The organism is Actinokineospora sp. UV203, assembly GCF_056323665.1.
Map to the genome: position 1 here is coordinate 1,929,454 of NZ_CM150484.1, position 15,864 is coordinate 1,945,317.

The 15,864-nt window shown below is 68.8% G+C and carries 11 protein-coding genes; 5 read left to right on the forward strand and 6 right to left on the reverse strand.

Annotation, left to right across the window (positions count from 1 at the left end; translation table 11 throughout):
* Nucleotides 1-10 precede the first annotated feature (10 nt).
* The gene (locus ACUZ2Y_RS08770) at nt 11-1,048 is read left to right on the forward strand and encodes an NlpC/P60 family protein (protein ID WP_476328715.1); all 1,038 of its coding nucleotides are present in this window, start codon (nt 11-13) and stop codon (nt 1,046-1,048) included.
* A gap of 48 nt (nt 1,049-1,096) precedes the next feature.
* Here the strand turns inward: ACUZ2Y_RS08770 and ACUZ2Y_RS08775 are convergent, their stop codons facing one another.
* Nucleotides 1,097-1,528, reverse strand: coding sequence for a MarR family winged helix-turn-helix transcriptional regulator (locus tag ACUZ2Y_RS08775; protein ID WP_476328716.1), 432 nt, complete (start codon nt 1,526-1,528; stop codon nt 1,097-1,099).
* A gap of 20 nt (nt 1,529-1,548) precedes the next feature.
* Nucleotides 1,549-1,962, reverse strand: coding sequence for an organic hydroperoxide resistance protein (locus ACUZ2Y_RS08780; RefSeq protein ID WP_476328717.1), 414 nt, complete (start codon nt 1,960-1,962; stop codon nt 1,549-1,551).
* Between the two features lie 157 nt (nt 1,963-2,119).
* On the opposite strand from ACUZ2Y_RS08780, the gene ACUZ2Y_RS08785 reads away from it, so the two are divergent.
* The 4 genes from ACUZ2Y_RS08785 to ACUZ2Y_RS08800 are packed head-to-tail and all read left to right on the forward strand — an operon-like array spanning nt 2,120 to nt 6,311.
* Nucleotides 2,120-3,148 carry an extracellular solute-binding protein gene (locus ACUZ2Y_RS08785; RefSeq protein WP_476328718.1) on the forward strand — a complete coding sequence of 343 codons (1,029 nt, stop codon included), beginning with the start codon at nt 2,120-2,122 and terminating at the stop codon, nt 3,146-3,148.
* Nucleotides 3,149-4,717: an ABC transporter permease gene (locus tag ACUZ2Y_RS08790; RefSeq protein WP_476328720.1), complete on the forward strand. Its 1,569-nt coding sequence runs from the start codon at nt 3,149-3,151 to the stop codon at nt 4,715-4,717.
* Entirely contained in the window at nt 4,714-5,748 is a 1,035-nt protein-coding gene (locus ACUZ2Y_RS08795) for an ABC transporter ATP-binding protein (protein WP_476328721.1), read from the forward strand. The genes ACUZ2Y_RS08790 and ACUZ2Y_RS08795 overlap by 4 nt, the downstream gene beginning before the upstream one ends.
* A gap of 32 nt (nt 5,749-5,780) precedes the next feature.
* A complete protein-coding gene (locus ACUZ2Y_RS08800; RefSeq protein ID WP_476328722.1) occupies nt 5,781-6,311 on the forward strand; it encodes an SRPBCC family protein in 531 nt (176 codons plus the stop codon).
* A 100-nt stretch (nt 6,312-6,411) separates the two neighbouring features.
* On the opposite strand, the gene ACUZ2Y_RS08805 is transcribed toward ACUZ2Y_RS08800, so the two are convergent.
* The 4 genes from ACUZ2Y_RS08805 to ACUZ2Y_RS08820 all read right to left on the reverse strand — a co-directional run bounded on the left by ACUZ2Y_RS08805 (nt 6,412) and on the right by ACUZ2Y_RS08820 (nt 15,777).
* Nucleotides 6,412-6,657: a hypothetical protein gene (locus ACUZ2Y_RS08805; protein ID WP_476328723.1), complete on the reverse strand. Its 246-nt coding sequence runs from the start codon at nt 6,655-6,657 to the stop codon at nt 6,412-6,414.
* A gap of 22 nt (nt 6,658-6,679) precedes the next feature.
* Nucleotides 6,680-7,192 (reverse strand): cupin domain-containing protein, encoded by a 513-nt coding sequence (locus tag ACUZ2Y_RS08810; protein WP_476328724.1) that lies wholly within the window; start codon nt 7,190-7,192, stop codon nt 6,680-6,682.
* A 418-nt stretch (nt 7,193-7,610) separates the two neighbouring features.
* Nucleotides 7,611-7,904: a hypothetical protein gene (locus tag ACUZ2Y_RS08815; RefSeq protein ID WP_476328725.1), complete on the reverse strand. Its 294-nt coding sequence runs from the start codon at nt 7,902-7,904 to the stop codon at nt 7,611-7,613.
* Nucleotides 7,905-7,914: 10 nt separating this feature from the next.
* The gene (locus ACUZ2Y_RS08820) at nt 7,915-15,777 is read right to left on the reverse strand and encodes an RICIN domain-containing protein (RefSeq protein WP_476328726.1); all 7,863 of its coding nucleotides are present in this window, start codon (nt 15,775-15,777) and stop codon (nt 7,915-7,917) included.
* Nucleotides 15,778-15,864 lie beyond the last annotated feature (87 nt).

Consider the following 15,864-nt stretch of genomic DNA (forward strand, 5'->3'; position numbering starts at 1 on the left):
GGAGACAGCCATGTCGTCGAGCGCGGCACGCAAGCCTGCCACCGGTGTGGTGGTGGGCGCCCTCGTTGTCGTAGTGGCTCTCGCGGCGCTCGTCGTGTGGCTGCTGACCGACCGATCGAGGACACAACCGCCGACGACGATCGGCGTGGGGACCCCGCAGTCCGCGGCGCAGGTGACCGGTGGCTCGCTGGCCTTCGAGCGGCTGACCACCCCCGCGCGAACCGTGGTGCGCGAGGGCGGCAGGGTGCTGGCCGTGTTCACCGACGGCGCCCGAACCGTGACGCTCGACGGGCCGAAGCGAACCTTCAGTGAGCCCGCGGCGACCAAGGCCGCGGTACACACCACGACCTGGGTTCGCTTGGCGCCACAGCCGTGGCAGCCCGGGCAGGAGAACGCGGACTGGTTCGCCGACTGGTTCGCGGAGGCGCGCAACGACACCAGCCCGGACGTCCTCGAGGTGGCGACGCAGTACGTGATCGACGCACCCGCGGACAAAGACGGCGCCGGTGTCCGGTATCGCGGGGACGCGTCATTCGGCCCGATCAAGGCGGGTGGGTCAGGCCGGAAAGAACAGTCCGACTTCTACGACTACCTGGGCAGGCAATGGAGCTTCCCGGACGCCAACGAAGATCCGGACAGCACCCGCTACGGCGCGGTCGACTGCTCGGGCTACATCCGGCTCGTCTACGGCTACCGCATGGGAATGCCGCTGCTGGGCACGAACGACCCGGGCCCGGGTCTGCCCCGGCGCGCGTACGCGATCGCCGCCCACGGACCCGGCGTCGAACTCGTGCCGAACAAACAGGTGCGAGCGTCGGCCTATGGTGTGCTCCAGCCAGGTGACCTCGTGTTCTTCGAGGTCGAGGACGATCCCGAGACACTCGACCATGTCGGCATCTACCTCGGCCTCGATGACGGCGGCCACCACCGGTTCATCTCCAGCCGGGAGCGCATCGACGGACCCACGATGGGCGACGTCGGCGGCACGTCCCTCCTCGATGACGGCGGGCACTACTCCACCGCCTGGCGCGCGGCCCGCCGACTGTGAATTCGAGCCAGTCGGCCGCTCGCGTTTCGCGGGAGCCTTCTCGCCGTCTCAGTCCAGCTTGCCGAGGAACGTGGTCAGCCGGGAGTGCAGGTCGATCAGGTCCGGCAGGGGTGTGCCGAGTTCCCGGAACACCGTCCGGGGGATCTCCCGCACGCGCGGACGCAAGGCTCCGCCTGCCTCCGTCAGTTCGATCACGACGCTGCGTTCGTCGGTGGCACTTCGGGTGCGGCGCAGCAGCCCGGCGGCGTCCATTCGCTTGAGCAGTGGCGAGAGGGTGCCGGAGTCGAGTTGCAGCGCCTGCCCCAGGTCCTTCACGGTCAGCGGGCCGCGGTCGAACAGGGCCAGCATGACCAGGTACTGCGGGTACGTGAGCCCAAGGTCGTCGAGCAGCGGGCGGTAGCGCGCGGTCAGCGCGCGCGACGCGGTGTAGAGGGCGAAGCAGAGCTGTTGCTCCAACGCCAGTGGGTCACGTTCCGCCATCGGGCTCCCTAGACTGGCTGTCAGACAACGACCAGGTCGACGTCGATGTTGCCACGCGTCGCGTTCGAGTACGGGCACACCTGGTGCGCGGCGGCGACCAGTTCGTCCACGGTGGACCGCTCGACGTCGGGGACCGAGATCTCCAGGGTGACCGACAGGCCGTAGCCGCCGTCGACCGCGCCCAAGCCCACCACCGCGCTGACCTGCGAGTCCTGCACCCGCACCTTCGCCTTGCGGGCGACGAGCTGCAGCGCGCTGTGGAAGCAGGCGGCGTAGCCCGCGGCGAAGAGCTGCTCCGGATTGGTGCCGCCCCCTGGCCCGCCGAGGCTTGTCGGCACAGCCAGGTCCGCGGTCAGGACGCCGTCGGACGAGAGCACGCGGCCACCCCGGCCGGACCCGGTCGCGGTCGCCTTGGCTTCGTAGAGAGCCTGCACAGTTGCCTCCTCGTGAAGTTCGATGACACAAACCTAGCGGGCAATTTAGTTGTGCACAATCAAATGTGGTGTGCGGCACCCGTCACCCGATGAGGTAAAAGAAGCGGCGGAAGGTTAGCCTCGCCTCACCATCACCTCACTCGGTACGGGAGCAGCTATGGGACTCCGATCCACCCGGCTGGCGGCGACGATCCTGGCCACCCTTCTCGGCGCGACCCTCGCGGGCTGCGGCGCCGAGGCGGGCAGCGACGGACCCGTGCTGACGGTCTACTCCGGGCGCAACGAGAACCTGGTCAAACCCCTGCTGGACAAGGCGGAGAAGGCCATCGGCGCGAAGCTGGAGGTCCGCTACGGCGACACCGCCGCGCTCGCGGGCCAGCTCGCCGAGGAAGGCGAGCGCTCCCCCGCCGACGTGTTCTTCTCCCAGGACGCGGGCGCGCTCGGCGCGCTGGCGAGCGCGGGCAGGCTGAACAAGCTCCCGCAGTCCGTGCTGGACGCGAGCCCCGAGCAGTGGCGCGCGACCGACGGCACCTGGGTCGCGACGTCGCTGCGGACCCGCGTGGTCATCTACGACCCCAAGCAGGTGGCCGAGGCCGACCTGCCCAAAGGCATCGACGACCTGCTCGACCCGAAGTGGAAGGGCAAGATCGGCTTCGCGCCCTCCAACGCCTCCTGGCAGGCCTTCGTGACCGCGATCCGCGTGCTGCGCGGCGAGGACGGCGCCAAGAAGTGGCTCGAGGGCTTCAAGGCCAACGAGCCGCAGAAGTACGACAACAACATCAAGATCCGCGACGCCGCCGACGACGGCAAGCTGGCCCTGGGCCTGACGAACCACTACTACTGGTACGAGAAGGCCCACCAGGTCGGCGTGGACAAGATGCGCGCCAAGCTGCACTTCATCAAGGGCAACGACCCGGGCGCGCTGATCAACGCCGCGGGTGTGGCGGTGCTCAAGTCGAGCAAGAACCAGGAGCTGGCCAACAAGTTCGCCGAGTTCCTGATGTCCCTCGAGTCGCAGAAGTACTTCGCCGACAAGACCGCCGAGTACCCGGTGCGCGAGGGCGTCACGTCGACCGACCACAAGCTGGTGCCGCTGAGCGAGTTGCAGCCGCCGGACCTCAAGCTGGCCGACCTGCAGTCGCTGCCCAAGACCGCGGACATGCTGCGCCAGGTCGGGCTCCTCTAAGTGACACAGCGGTCGGCGGCGCGACCGCGGGCGACCGGCTGGTTGCTCGCGGCGCTGCCCGCTGTCGTCGTCGCGGTCCTGCCGCTGGTCTACCTGGTCCTGCGGGCCACCGACCAGGGCTGGGACGTCTTCTGGTCCATCGCCGTCCGCTCACGCACCGCCGAGCTGACGGTGAACACGGTGACGTTGCTGGTCGCCGTCGCGGTCAGCGCGGTGGCACTGGGCACCGCGGCGGCTTGGGCGGTGACCAGGACCGCGCTGCCACTGCGTCGCCTGTGGACAGTCCTCTTGGTACTCCCGCTGGCCGTTCCCTCTTATGTGGCGGGGTTCGCCTGGCTGTCGATGGACGTCGTCGGCTTCCCGGGCGCCTGGCTGGCGCTGACGACCACGAACGTGCCGCTGGTGCTGCTGCCGGTCGCGGCGGCGCTGCGCTCGGCCGACCCGGCGCTCGAAGAGGTGTCGCGCTCGCTGGGGCACGGGCCGTGGCAGACGTTCCGCAAGGTGACGCTGCCCCGGATCTGGCCGTCGGCGGTGGCGGGCGGGCTGCTCGTCGCGCTCTACGTGCTGCACGACTTCGGCGCGGTGTCGCTGCTGCGGTACGAGACCTTCACCCTGGGCATCCAGACCGCGTACGCGGGGAGCTTCGACCGCACGCCCGCCGCGGTGATCGGCGTGGTGCTGGTCGTCCTGGCGATCCTGCTGGCCCTGGCCGAGGCGCGCATGCGCGGCACCACCTCCGCCCGGCTCGGCCCCGGCGTGGCCCGCCAGGCCGCACCCATTCGGCTGCGCGCCGCGAGCGTGCCCGTGCTGCTGGGCCTGGGCGCCATCGTGGTGGTGTCGCTGGGCGCGCCGGTCGGGGCCCTGGTCAAGTGGCTCGGGGTCGGACGCACGAGCATCGACGTGGGCGCGCTGGTGTCGACGACGGCGACGACCGTGCAGTTCGCCGTTTTCGGCGCGCTGGCCACGATCGTGCTCGCGGTGCCGGTGGGTTTCCTGGCCGCGCGGCACTCGTCGCGGCCGGTGCGGGCGGTCGAGCTGGCCGCCTACGCGGGGCACGCGCTGCCGGGGATCACGGTGGCGCTCGCGCTGGTCTTCTTCGGGGTGCGGTTCGCGCAGCCGTGGTACCAGCAGACCCCGCTGCTCGTCTTGGGCTACGCGGCGCTGTTCCTGCCGATCGCGATCAGCTCGGTGCGCACCGCGGTCGCGTCGGCGCCGGTCGGTGTCGAGGATGTGGCGCGGTCGCTGGGCCGGGGCCGGGCGCGGGTGTTCGGCACGGTGACGCTGCCGCTGGCCGCCCCGGGTGTCGCGGCGGGTGCGGCGCTGGTGTTCATCACCTGCGCCAAGGAACTGCCCGCGACCCTGCTGCTGCGCCCGACCGGCGCGGACACGCTCGCCACGGCGCTGTGGACCAAGACCGGGGTGTCCGCGTTCGCTGAGGCCGCGCCCTACGCGGCGCTGCTGGTCGTGGTGTCGGCGGTGCCGGCGATCCTGTTGGAGGTGTCGGTGTTCCGCTCGGGTCGGCCCGAGGACGCCGTGCTGGATTCGGCTACGCGAGGAGCACAGACTTGACCGAGCTGACGATCACCGGTCTGACCGCGGGCTACGGCGCCACGCGGGTGCTGCGCGGTGTCGACCTCACGGTGCCGTCCGGTTCGCTGGCGGCGGTGCTGGGGCCGTCCGGCTGCGGCAAGACGACGCTGCTGCGGGTGGTGGCGGGGTTCCTGCGGCCGGTGGCGGGTGAGGTGAAGCTGGGCGGCCGGGTCGTGACGTCGCTGGCACCGGAGCGTCGCCGGGCCACGGTGGTGCCCCAGGAGGGTGCCCTGTTCCCGCACCTGACCGTCGGCGCGAACGTCGGCTACGGCCTGCCGCGCGCGGGCCGGGCGGAGCGGGTGGCGGAGATGCTCCAGCTGATCGGGTTGGCAGGCTTCGAGAAGCGCAAACCGGCCGAACTGTCCGGCGGCCAGCAACAACGGGTCGCCCTGGCCCGCGCGCTGGCCCCCGCCCCGGACCTCGTATTGCTCGACGAGCCGTTCTCCGCGCTGGACGCCGGCTTGCGCGCCGACCTGCGCGCCGACGTCCGCCGGGTCCTGCGGGCGGCCGGAACGACCGCCCTGCTGGTCACCCACGACCAGGACGAGGCCCTGTCGATGGCCGATGTCGTCGCGGTGATGCGTGACGGGGTCGTGGTGCAGGCGGGGTCACCGGAGGACGTGTACTCCCGGCCCGTGGACTTGGGAGTGGCCACCTTCGTCGGTGAGGCGGTCCTGCTGCCCGCGGTCGCCACGGGCGGCTCGGCGACGTCCGCGCTGGGGTCGATCGACCTGACCGCCGACGCGACCGGGTCCGGCACCGTCCTGCTGCGGCCGGAACAGGTGAGCCCGGACCTCGACGGTGAGGGAATCACCGCCAAAGTCCTGCGCACCAGCTTCCACGGCCACGACGCGACGGTGACATTGCGCGCGGGCGACACCGAGCTTGTGTCCCGTGTCCCCGCTCCCCTGCGCATCGCCGAAGGTGACACTGTTCGGATCAGGGTGTCCGGGCGGGGGCGGTTCTATCCGGCGCCTATGAAAGAAACACGATCTGCACATGATTCGTAGTCAGCGGTGACACTCGTGGGCATACTCGGACTGTGAAGATCACCGAGATGAAGATCGCGGTCGAGTTTCCCGTCCAGGCCGAGGCGAGCGAGGTGTGGGAAGTCCTCTCGGACATTCCCCGCATGGCTTCCTGGAGCCCGGAATGCGTCCAGGCAGGCTGGCTGGGCGATGCGCCGGTGGGTCCCGGTTCCGAATTCGAGGCCACCAACCAGATGGGCGACTGGACCTGGAACGTCACCGGGAAGATCGTCGCCGTGGCCAAGCCGAATATGGTGACGTGGATGGTGAAGGGCCTCGACCAGGACACCGACCAGCCCTCGTCCACCTGGAGCTACGAGCTTTCGTCCCTGCCCGACGGCGGGACCCTGATCACGCACACCTTCATCCATGGCAAGGGCGGCAGCCACTTGGTCACCCTGGCCGCGCAGAACCCGGACCACGCCGACGCCATCGTCGCGGCCCGCGCCCAGATGCTGCGGGACAACATGACGCAGACGCTGACCAGGATGGCCGACCAGATCGGCTGGACAGTCCCCGAGGCCGCTCCAGTCGCGTCCATATAGGACCATCCGACTGGGACCGCGGCCCTTCCCCGCGGCACAGGCCGGATTCGCCGTGGGTGGTCAAGAGCGAGTCAGCCCTTTGGTTCGGTGATCACCACGGTCATCTCCGCGGACTCCTCGACGACACCGCCAGCCGAGACGTCGACTCGTGCACGACCTCGCCGATGTGATCCGCGAGTCGCATATCGGCCAGGTCGTGCTCGTCGACACCCTGCTCCCGCAAGTGCTCGGTCAGCAGTTTCCGCAGCTTCTTCGGCTTGGTCACGCGCTGTTCGATGCGGACCACATGTGTCCCGCCCTCCAGGACTGCCTTCGTGGTGAACATCTTCCTCGGCTGCTTCGTCACGACGTCACCCCAAAGTCGCCGGTCAGACCATGTACTGGTCGTGTCGAGCCCACAGGTCCGCCCACTCTTCTTGGCTGAGTTCGAGACCCTTGTCGGCGACCTCGGCGAGTTCCTGGAAGTACCGCTCCCGGGGCGGCCCCGGCGCGAACAGGATCAGCATGTCCGCGGGCTCGTCGGAGTCGTTGCGGAAGGCGTGGACGCCGCCCTCGGGGACGAAGAGGAAGTCGCCCGCGGTCGCGTCGACCCACGTCTCGCCGTTGAAGAGCCGAACCGTCCCACCAAGCACATAGAACGATTCGGAGAACGTCCGGTGAAAGTGCGCACCGGGCCCACCCGCCTTCGGCGCCATCTCCCAGCGAAACAGACCGAACTTGCCATCGGTCACCGACCCGGGCGCCACGAACCGCGCGGTGGTCGCAGGCCGCTCCAGCGCCTCGATCTCCGCCGCTGGCCGGTAGATGCCGCTTACCTCACCGGCGTCCGCGAGATACGGGCTTGCTGACTGCGCGGCCGAGTGAGAACCCAGGAACGACATACGAACCTCCGTTGCCACATGACACCGCCTGAGGGCCGACACAGCTATTCCGCGTCTTCGCCGTAGTCCGGGTGGCTCGGCACAAGGTAGTCGATCAGGGCCTACCGCCATCGCGGATCGCCAAATCGCGGTGCGAACGGCCAAGCGCCCGCAGGGCTGAGAGCGGACCAAGCAGTGCCCACCCGCCGCCATCTGGCTCCCAGGTGATCAGGACCTCAAGCCCCGCCCTATCGTCGACCGCGTTCTCATCGGACGTCGGGTAGATGTTTTCGGCCCGCAGATACCACTGAGGCGTTCACATCGACGACCACGGGCGTTTGCTCAGGCATGCCTGCCAGAAGCTCCCTGAGTGCGCCTACCGTCACCCATGAACGTCCTGTCCCGCGTGGACGTATCCGGGACCCTCAATCAACTGATGTCAGTCCTCTTCGTCCTCGTCATCCTCTTCGTACAGGGCGATGTCCCACCCCGAAGTCTCATCGTTTCTGGTCGCAGCGAAACCGATCGGCATGTGCAGCACCTGCCGAAGCGACTCGTCATGGTCGAGTAGGTGTCCAAGGTGGACAATCCGACCGTCGTCTTCGGTCACCGGGGTCTCGCCGAAGAACTGCCAGTCGCCGTCCTCATCGTGACAGACCCAGATGACCCGCTCACCTTCTACTACCGGCTTGGTGGTGTAGGCCTTCTGGGACGGCTTCGGATGCGACTTCATGGATCCCATCCTAACGCCGTCGCTTTCGTGGCTTGTCCGACTTGTCTCGGTTGCAGACCCGGCAGGACACAGCGCCGTTGCAGCTCGGGCAGTTGGCCCCACCCTTGGACTTCGCCTTGCGGTGGTCGTACTGCCGTTCGTTCCTCGGCGGAGTGACTCCGCGGCTGGAGCGCTTGGCAGGCGTGACAGCCACGCCACAGTAGTCGCAGCGTTCGATGCCGCCGTTCTTCTTCTTGTTCGCCGCGGTCATCTTGGCCTTGCTGGCCTTGGTGAAGGCCTTCCCGGCCTTGTACTGCTTCCCGTGCCTGCAGTTGTGGGTGAGAGCGGTCGCACCCTCGTCGACAACTGAGAAGGTGTGGGCGTTGGCGACGTTGAGGTTGAAGACGAGCGTGTTTTCAACCATGCCCAGGTCGTCGACGGACCGCACTGGGACTGCCGACCCGTCGATCCCCAGGAGCATGCTGCCCGCGCGCAGATCCTTCGCGTCGGTCCATCCGCTGCCGACCACCCAGATCGGGTGACCTGTGGTCGCGACGACGGTCCCCGAGTCGCCGAGCCCGATCTGGATGAGGTGCTTGCCCCCGTAGCCCACGATCTGCTCGAGAACCGGCTGCGCCGACTGCGCTCCGGTGATCGGGTCGGTCGCGAGGACGAGATCACCCTCAGCGATCTCCTCGATAGCCCGCGACGACCCATCGGCCATCACCACCAATGTGTCGGGAGTGAACGAGTTGATGGGACAGCTCGCACCCGCCGTGCGATTGGCCTTGCCCACACGCGCGGACCCCTTGTGGGCCGTCTTCGCCGCGGCCTTGACCACTCTGGCCCCGACCTTGACGATCGCTCCCGCGCCGACCAGGTTCGCCGCCGCGGTGAGAGCCATCTCGCCGGCCTTGGACCAGTTGCCCACCGAGGCATATGCCACCGCCGAGACACCCGCGGCGATCGAGCCGATCGGTCCCGGGATGTACGAGGCGACCTCAGCGACCTTCGCCACCACGTTCGCGACCGCGGTGAATGCCTTCTTGAACCAGCCCCAGCGGCCATCGAGGTCGGTGCAGTTGACCGGGTCGCCACCGCAGTAGTCGTACGGTGTCGCGTTGCCACCCGGTTCTGGGTCCTGCTGCCAGAACCGGCCGGTGGTCGGGTCGTAGAGCCGCGCGCCCATCAGGATCACGCCGCCCAAAGCCTCAGTCGACCGCTGTTTGCCGCCAAGCCAGCCGTAGCGGGCGGTCGCGGACGCGGGCGTTTCCGCCGACGGCATGCCGAACTCGTCGGTGTCGAGAACCGTCACCGCGCCGGTCATCGTGCCCGCGGCCGGGTCCACCGGGACCGTCGCCATGACGTCGCCGTGCAGCGAAGTCATCTGCAGCACCGCGCCGCCGGTCAACGCGGTGGTGACGGCGAGATCGCCGTCCGGACCCTCCACGTTGCGGGTGACGTTGTTGGACTGCGTGACGTCCTCGACGATCCACCTTGGATCATCGCCATCGGCGCCGTAGTGATTGACCTTGGTGACCGCGTTCGCCCACGTGCCATTGATCTTCTTCTCGGCACTGAACTGACGGAAGCGCAATGCCGGATCGAGCGTCCAGGTCATCCTGGATTCGGCTGTCTCCTGGCCCGCGACCAAGTCGTTCGTGTAGTAGGTGTTCGTGACGCCGGACGGGTTCGAGGTGATCCGGCCGAAGGCGTCGTACACATAGCCCGCGTCGGTGATGCGGTCCGCGGAGTCGTACGTGTGCGATTCGGATATCGCGGGCTCGGACTCACCCGGACACGCGGTCGAAGTGCCGCCGCGAGTGGACTTGCCGGTGCGGTTGGCGCGGCGGTCGTAGGTGTACGAGCGGACCGTGCAGTTGCCGCTCGCCGAGGACACCTGCTTGGCCGTGGTCAGCCTGCCCCAGCGGTCGTAGGTGAACGTCTTCGACGACGCCGGGCCGTTCTGCTGGATGACCTGGCCGCGAATGTTGGCCACGACCGTGCTGGCCGCGATCAGCGTCGAGTCCGACGCGCGGGTGTAGATCCGCCCCCTCGGCGTCCCGGTCGGATCGGAGTTGATCGTCAGCCGCACGCCACCCGGTAGTCCCTGCTCGACGATCTGCCCGTCCGGGCCGTATTTGACCGAGATGGTGCCCGCCACGCTGTCGGTCATCGAGGTCAGCAGGCCCCGCGGCTCGGCGGAGCGGTCGTAGGCGAACGTCTGTGTCGTGCCGAGCGAGTCGCTCACCTTTACCGGCTTGCCGAAGCGGTCGAACTCTGAGGCGGTCCACCCTCCATCGGCGTCGGTGTACCTGGTGACGCGGCCCAGCTTGTCGAACACCCGGCGGATCGTGGTGCCGTCGGCGAACGACGTGGTCAGCGCGTCACCGGTGTTGGGGTCATAGGTGGTGCTGATCGTCTGCACCACCGCGCCCACGTCACCGGTGATCCGCATGGTCAAGACCCGATCGGCGCCATCGTAGGTGGTCACCGTCGTGCGGGTCTTGGCCGCGGCGGTCTCCACGATCCGGTCCGGCTCGCCGAAGCGGTTGTAGGACTCGACCCGCTTAACCGACAGATCACCTGCCATCCGTGTGGGGTCATGCCCGGTGACCGCGCCCGCCAGCCTGGTCACGCACGGCTGCCCTGCCCATTCGGGGCGGTTTCCACACGAAGCGTCGTCCGGGTTCGCGTCCGCGGTGTAGAAGACCGACAGGGTCGTGCCCGCGTCGGTGCCGTTCGAGTCGAGCTTGCGCGACTCGCGGGCCCGGCCCTGCGCGTCGTACCGCACCGCGGTGGTCGCCGAACCCAGTGAGTTCGCGGGTGCCTCGGCGTCGAGGATTACCCTGGTCGCGTGTCGGATACCCCAGCCGGACACACCGCCTATCTGGGCGTCGTATACCGACTTCGTGACCTTGACGTCCTGCTCTTCCACCATACCGACGACCTGTGCGCTGGTGCGCTCGGTGGTCGCCAGGTGATAGGTGGTTCCGTCGGGCTTGCCTTCGTCGTAGGTGGTGCTTTCCCTTGCCCGGGCGTTGACCAGCTGATTCGGATCGCCGTCGAGAGCGATGCGCTGGATCGGGCTCAGCGACTCGATTTCGTCGAGACCGTCGGCGCTGTACTTCGTCTGGCCGTCGAGCCAGATCGCCCTGGTCTTGGTGTCGTACTGGGCCAAACCCAGCTCGGCCAGCTTCGCGTCCGCGCCCGGCGCCAGTCCCAGAGCGAGGGCGCGGTTCGACGCTTCCAGCACACGGACGGTGTTGCCGAAGCGGTCGAACTCGTTGGTGTCGATGTCGCCACCTGGCGTGGCGGTGTTGACCTCCTTGCCGGACGCGTTGAGGTAGTGAACCGTCGCCGCGCGGTAGCCGTCGGGGCCGGGTGCGGAGGCCGACGCGTTGTGCGCCGAAACCGGGTCCTCCGGGCCGAAGATGGCGGTGACGTCGGTGGCCACGTCGGTCTGCGACCAGGCCGCGACCGCGGCGCCGTCGAGGTCGTAGGGACCACCATTGGCGCGGGTGAGTGGCACGTTGTAGACGACGGTGGTGGCGATCTCGCCGTCGATAACGTCGGCGCTGCCCTGCTGCAAGGTCTGTCGGCGGACCTTGAGGAGCCTGCCCTCGTTGGTGTCGGCGCCGACCTTGCCGTAGTCGTAGAACCAGGGCAGGTCACCGGTGGCATCGACCCGGATCACCCGGCCCGCGGTGTCGTAGGTGTAGAGAGTCTTCAGCGGCGGGGAGAGCCTGGGGTCCCAGACCTCGCGCAGCCTGCCCGCGTCGTCGTAGGCGTAGCGGACGACCTCGATCTTCTCCGACGCCCCGTTCGCCGGGTTCGTCGTCCAAGCCGACACCGCGCGCACCTGGCTGGTGAAGTCGCCGACAGCGGTGGTCGTCGCGGTGGTGGTCGCGGCGTAGTCGTACTCCAGGACCTCGCAGCCCCGAGCCGGAGTCTGGGTGGTGCAGTCACCCACCCCCGGTTCGATCGGGGCGATCGCGCGCTTGATCCGGACCTGGTCCTCGACCGACTCGTATGCGTAGCGCGTCGTCGCGGCCTCGGCGGGCGGGGTGGTGCTGGACACCAGGAACGGACCGCCCGCGGTGGCCTGGCTGAAGATGGTGACGGTGCCGTCGGTCTCGGTGAGCCGGTAGCTCGCACCCTCCAGGGTCAGGGTGAGGTCCTCAGCACCCGGTTCCGGGAAGTAGGCGCCGCTCGCCGCCTTGGTGAACCACACCTTCGAGCCGCTGACCAGCTCGACCTGGACGGTGTTCTCCTCGGGGAAGTCCAACCGCGTGTAGTCGATCGCGGCGGAGTCGGCGGACGTGCCGGTCTCCCACTGCGGGCCGAAGGGTGCGGTGATCTCGCGGACCGACAGGTCGTCGAAGTAGACCTGCTTGCCGCTGCCGATCGCCATTCCGTTGTACAGCCGGACGAACGCCTCGGTGGCGCCCGCCGGGACCGCCATGTCGACGCTGAGCTGCACCCAGGCGTCGGTCAGCGTCGGCTGCTCGCTCATCGTCGGCACGTAGCTGCCGTCGCTCTTCTTGACGTAGCCGACGATCCGCAGACCGCGTTCGTCCGTCGGCGTCAGTCCCGTGGCACCCGGGACGTAGATCCAGCCGGAGAGCCGGTAGGTGCGCCCGGCACGCATGCCGAGGCGGAGGCCGCCGCCCAGGTCGTCGCCGACGGCGGCGTACGTGTCACCGCCCCACGGGCCGGTCGCCTGCGGGGTCAGCACGACCGAGTCGGTGCTGTCGTGGCCCCGGTCGGTGGCCCTGGCCACGAGCGCGGTGTAGCTGTTGAAACCGCTGGTGTCGGTCGACACCTTCTGCTGGTTGGTGCTCAGCCGCTGGTGCTGCAGCTGGAAACCCGCCCGCGGGTCGCGGGAGGACGCGGTGCGCGAAACCGAGAGACCGAACTCCTGGGCGTCCGCTGTGGACAGTGAGAAATCACCGGTCTGCAGGTTCAGCGAGCCGTCGGCGATGCCCTCGGTCTCCGCGCCCTCGGCGCTCGGGTCGACAGTGACCGTGCGCCAAACGGTGCTGTAGGCGCCTGTTCCGGCCGCGTCGGTGGCCATGATCGCCTTGACCTGGACCACGCCCGCGGCCAGGCCCAGGGTGTCGGCGGCGTTCCAGGTGGCCGAGCCGCCCAGGCTGGACAGCGGCACGAATCCCGCGCCCAGGGGCGATCCGTCGGCCTTGGTCAGGTTCGCGGCCGGGATGTCGGCCTCGACCGCGGCGCCGGGGCCGCGGCGCCACGCGAACTTGACGTGGGTGAAGGCGGATTCCCCCTGCACCTGTAAGGGAACACGGGACACGACGCGCGATCCGTCCGAGGGACGCACGAGACCGGCGCGGCCCACGTTGAACTTGTAGGTGACGATCGCGGAGAGGTTGCCCGCCTTGTCCTTGGTGCGAACGTTGAGCAGGTGCTGCCCGTCGGTCGACGGCGTGATCGACGTCGTGGCCCTCCCGTCCGCGCCCGCCGGGGCGTCGACGGAGGGGGTGACGTCGAGACCGTAGACGTATCCCGCGATATCGGTCGTGCCGCTGGGCGGGGTGAAGGTGAAGGCGCCCGCCTGGTTGGCCGCCTTGTGCCAGTTGTTGTCGCTCGGGTAGTCCGAAGAGGACACGAACGGCGCGCCCGGGGCATTGGTGTCGACGGTGAAGTCACGCCAGGCCACGGTGGTCCCGGCGTCGGGGGCGGGCTCAAGCCACCACTTCTGGCAGTCGGCCTCGTAGCTCGACCAGATCCACACATTGGAACCGGCGTTCGCCGAGCAACCCGCCACGTCAAGCGACTTGCCCGAAGACTTGGCCAGCAACCGGTATTCGCCGTCGCCGGTCTTGTTCAGCTTCCACTGCTGGCAGTCGTTGCCGTTGAAGTTGAAGTGCCAGATACCCACATTGGTGCCATCGGCGCTGCCGCAGTTGGCCACGTCGAGCGCGTGCCCGCTGTCGCGGCCGACGAAGTCGGTGTACCCATCGGGCCTGCTGCGCAGCGACCACCGCTGGCACCCACCCGCCCAGTAATCCCAGATGCCCACGTTCGCGCCCGCATCACGCGAGCAGTTGGCGATGTCCAGCGCGCGGCCGGACATCTTCGACTTGACGGCATAGAACGAGTCGCCGGACCAGTCGTAGTTGTCGTGCACCGCAGTGCGGTACTTGTAGGTCTTGCCTTCCTGCAAGATGCCGGGGGGCACCTTCCACTGCGCCACACCCCCGGAATTCACCACGCCGATCTCCTGGTGGTGGATGATCGTGTTGCCCTCGTAGAGATAGACGTAGGCGCGAACCACGTCACCATCCGGATCGGACACGGCGAAGGTCAACGTGGGCGTGGTCGTCCGGGTGTACACGGTGCCCGCGTGGTCGCCGCGGTCGCTGACGTTGAGCCCGGTCGCCGGGCTGGGCCGGGTGTTGTAGGTGACGTCGATGTGCGGCACCGCGCCGCCCTCGGCGGAGGAGAACTTCTTCCAGCCGTAGGAGTTGCCCTCGTCGGCCGCCTTGAGCATCACACCCGCGTTGGTGAATCCCTGGTCCGACCAAGCCTGCTGCAGGTTGGTGATGCCGACGTTCACCCAGGCGTCGTTGCACGAGGTGCTGTAGCCCGTCGTCACGTTCGGCGTGGCCCAGTGCGCCCAGGGCGCGGGCTGGTTCGACCAGCGGGTGCCGGTGCCGACCAGCGGGGTGCTCCAGACTTCCCAGTTGGCCGGGCTGCACGACCACGAGTGCGTGGCGTAGAGGTGGAGCTTGCTCTCGATGATCCTCGTGCCGCGGAACTGGCTCATGTCGAAGTGCAGGTACGACCGGGCCTTCGTGGTGCCGTTGTCATAGGTGCCCAGGCGCAGTTCGCCCATGCCGGACTGGTCGGTGCCCGTGATGTTCGACTGGGTGAAGGTGTCGAAGTTGGCCCAGATGGTCGCGCCTGGGTCGATGGTCACCGGGTACTTGACGTTCGGGTCGTCGAGGAAGCCGTCAGCGGGTTCGACGGTGATGTCGACGGTCTCGCGGTCCTTGCCCTGCGCGGTCTTGACCTTGGGCTTGGGATCCTTGCGCTGCTTGACCTTGGCGGGCTTGGCGAGCAGGCCGCTCTTCTCGTTGATCCGCGCGTCCCACATCTGCGCGGCGGGCACGGAGCCGACCGTGGTCCCGGCCTTGTCGACGACGTCGGTGTTGCCGTCGGCGTCGGTGCGCAGGGAGACGCCGTCGGCGCGCAGCGGCATCGTGAAGGAGACGGGCTTGCCGGGCTTGCGCTTGAGGATCAGGAACTGCTGGAAGCCGGTGCGGGTGGCCTTGACCTGAAGGTCGATGCCGGGCTGGATCTCGGGGTAGGTGGCGGTGTCGCCCGCCAGGACCGGCTCGGGCAGCGGGCCGGACCACTGCAGGGCGACCTGGCCGTCGGCGGCGGTCACCGAGGCGAGGTCGCGCGGCTGGGTGGCGGCGCCCCCGCCGGCGATGGCGAGGTCACGGGGGTGGGCCGTGGGGCGGATGGTGCCGTCGGCGTTCTTCACCAGGGTGAGGTCGACCGGGACCCAGGTGTCGCCCTTGCGCACACGCACGGGGCCCGCGTTGAGCTCGGTGGTCCGGGTGCCGTCCGGGTTGACCCAGGTAGAGGCGGACTCCGTGCGCTCCGAGAGAGCCTCTATGCGCTTACCGCGCAACCGAGCCGTCGCGCGCGCCGAGGGGATGTCGGCTGCTTCGTCGACCTGCGCCGGTGCGGGGGCAGGGGCGGCCTTCTCGGCGGCAGCGGGCGAGACCGCGCCGACCTCGAGGCTGATGACGAGCACCGCGATGAGGAACGCGGAAAGCCACCGATGGAATCGGCCCGCCGTGCAATCCGGCGCGGCCGAGCGCAGGAGGGCAGCGTGCAGCCAGAAATGACGTCTCATTCGGAGAACTCCCCAGTTCAGTGCGGCAGAGACCGCACACCCAGACGGGCGGAATCCTGCATTGCGGGATGGGGTCACGGCAAGCGG

Coding starts and splice junctions, on each gene's coding strand:
- ACUZ2Y_RS08770 (WP_476328715.1), top strand. CDS start 11: ATGTCGTCGAGCGCGGCACGCAAGCCTGCCACCGGTGTGGTGGTGGGC.
- ACUZ2Y_RS08775 (WP_476328716.1), bottom strand. CDS start 1,528: ATGGCGGAACGTGACCCACTGGCGTTGGAGCAACAGCTCTGCTTCGCC.
- ACUZ2Y_RS08785 (WP_476328718.1), top strand. CDS start 2,120: ATGGGACTCCGATCCACCCGGCTGGCGGCGACGATCCTGGCCACCCTT.
- ACUZ2Y_RS08810 (WP_476328724.1), bottom strand. CDS start 7,192: ATGTCGTTCCTGGGTTCTCACTCGGCCGCGCAGTCAGCAAGCCCGTAT.
- ACUZ2Y_RS08815 (WP_476328725.1), bottom strand. CDS start 7,904: ATGAAGTCGCATCCGAAGCCGTCCCAGAAGGCCTACACCACCAAGCCG.
- ACUZ2Y_RS08820 (WP_476328726.1), bottom strand. CDS start 15,777: ATGAGACGTCATTTCTGGCTGCACGCTGCCCTCCTGCGCTCGGCCGCG.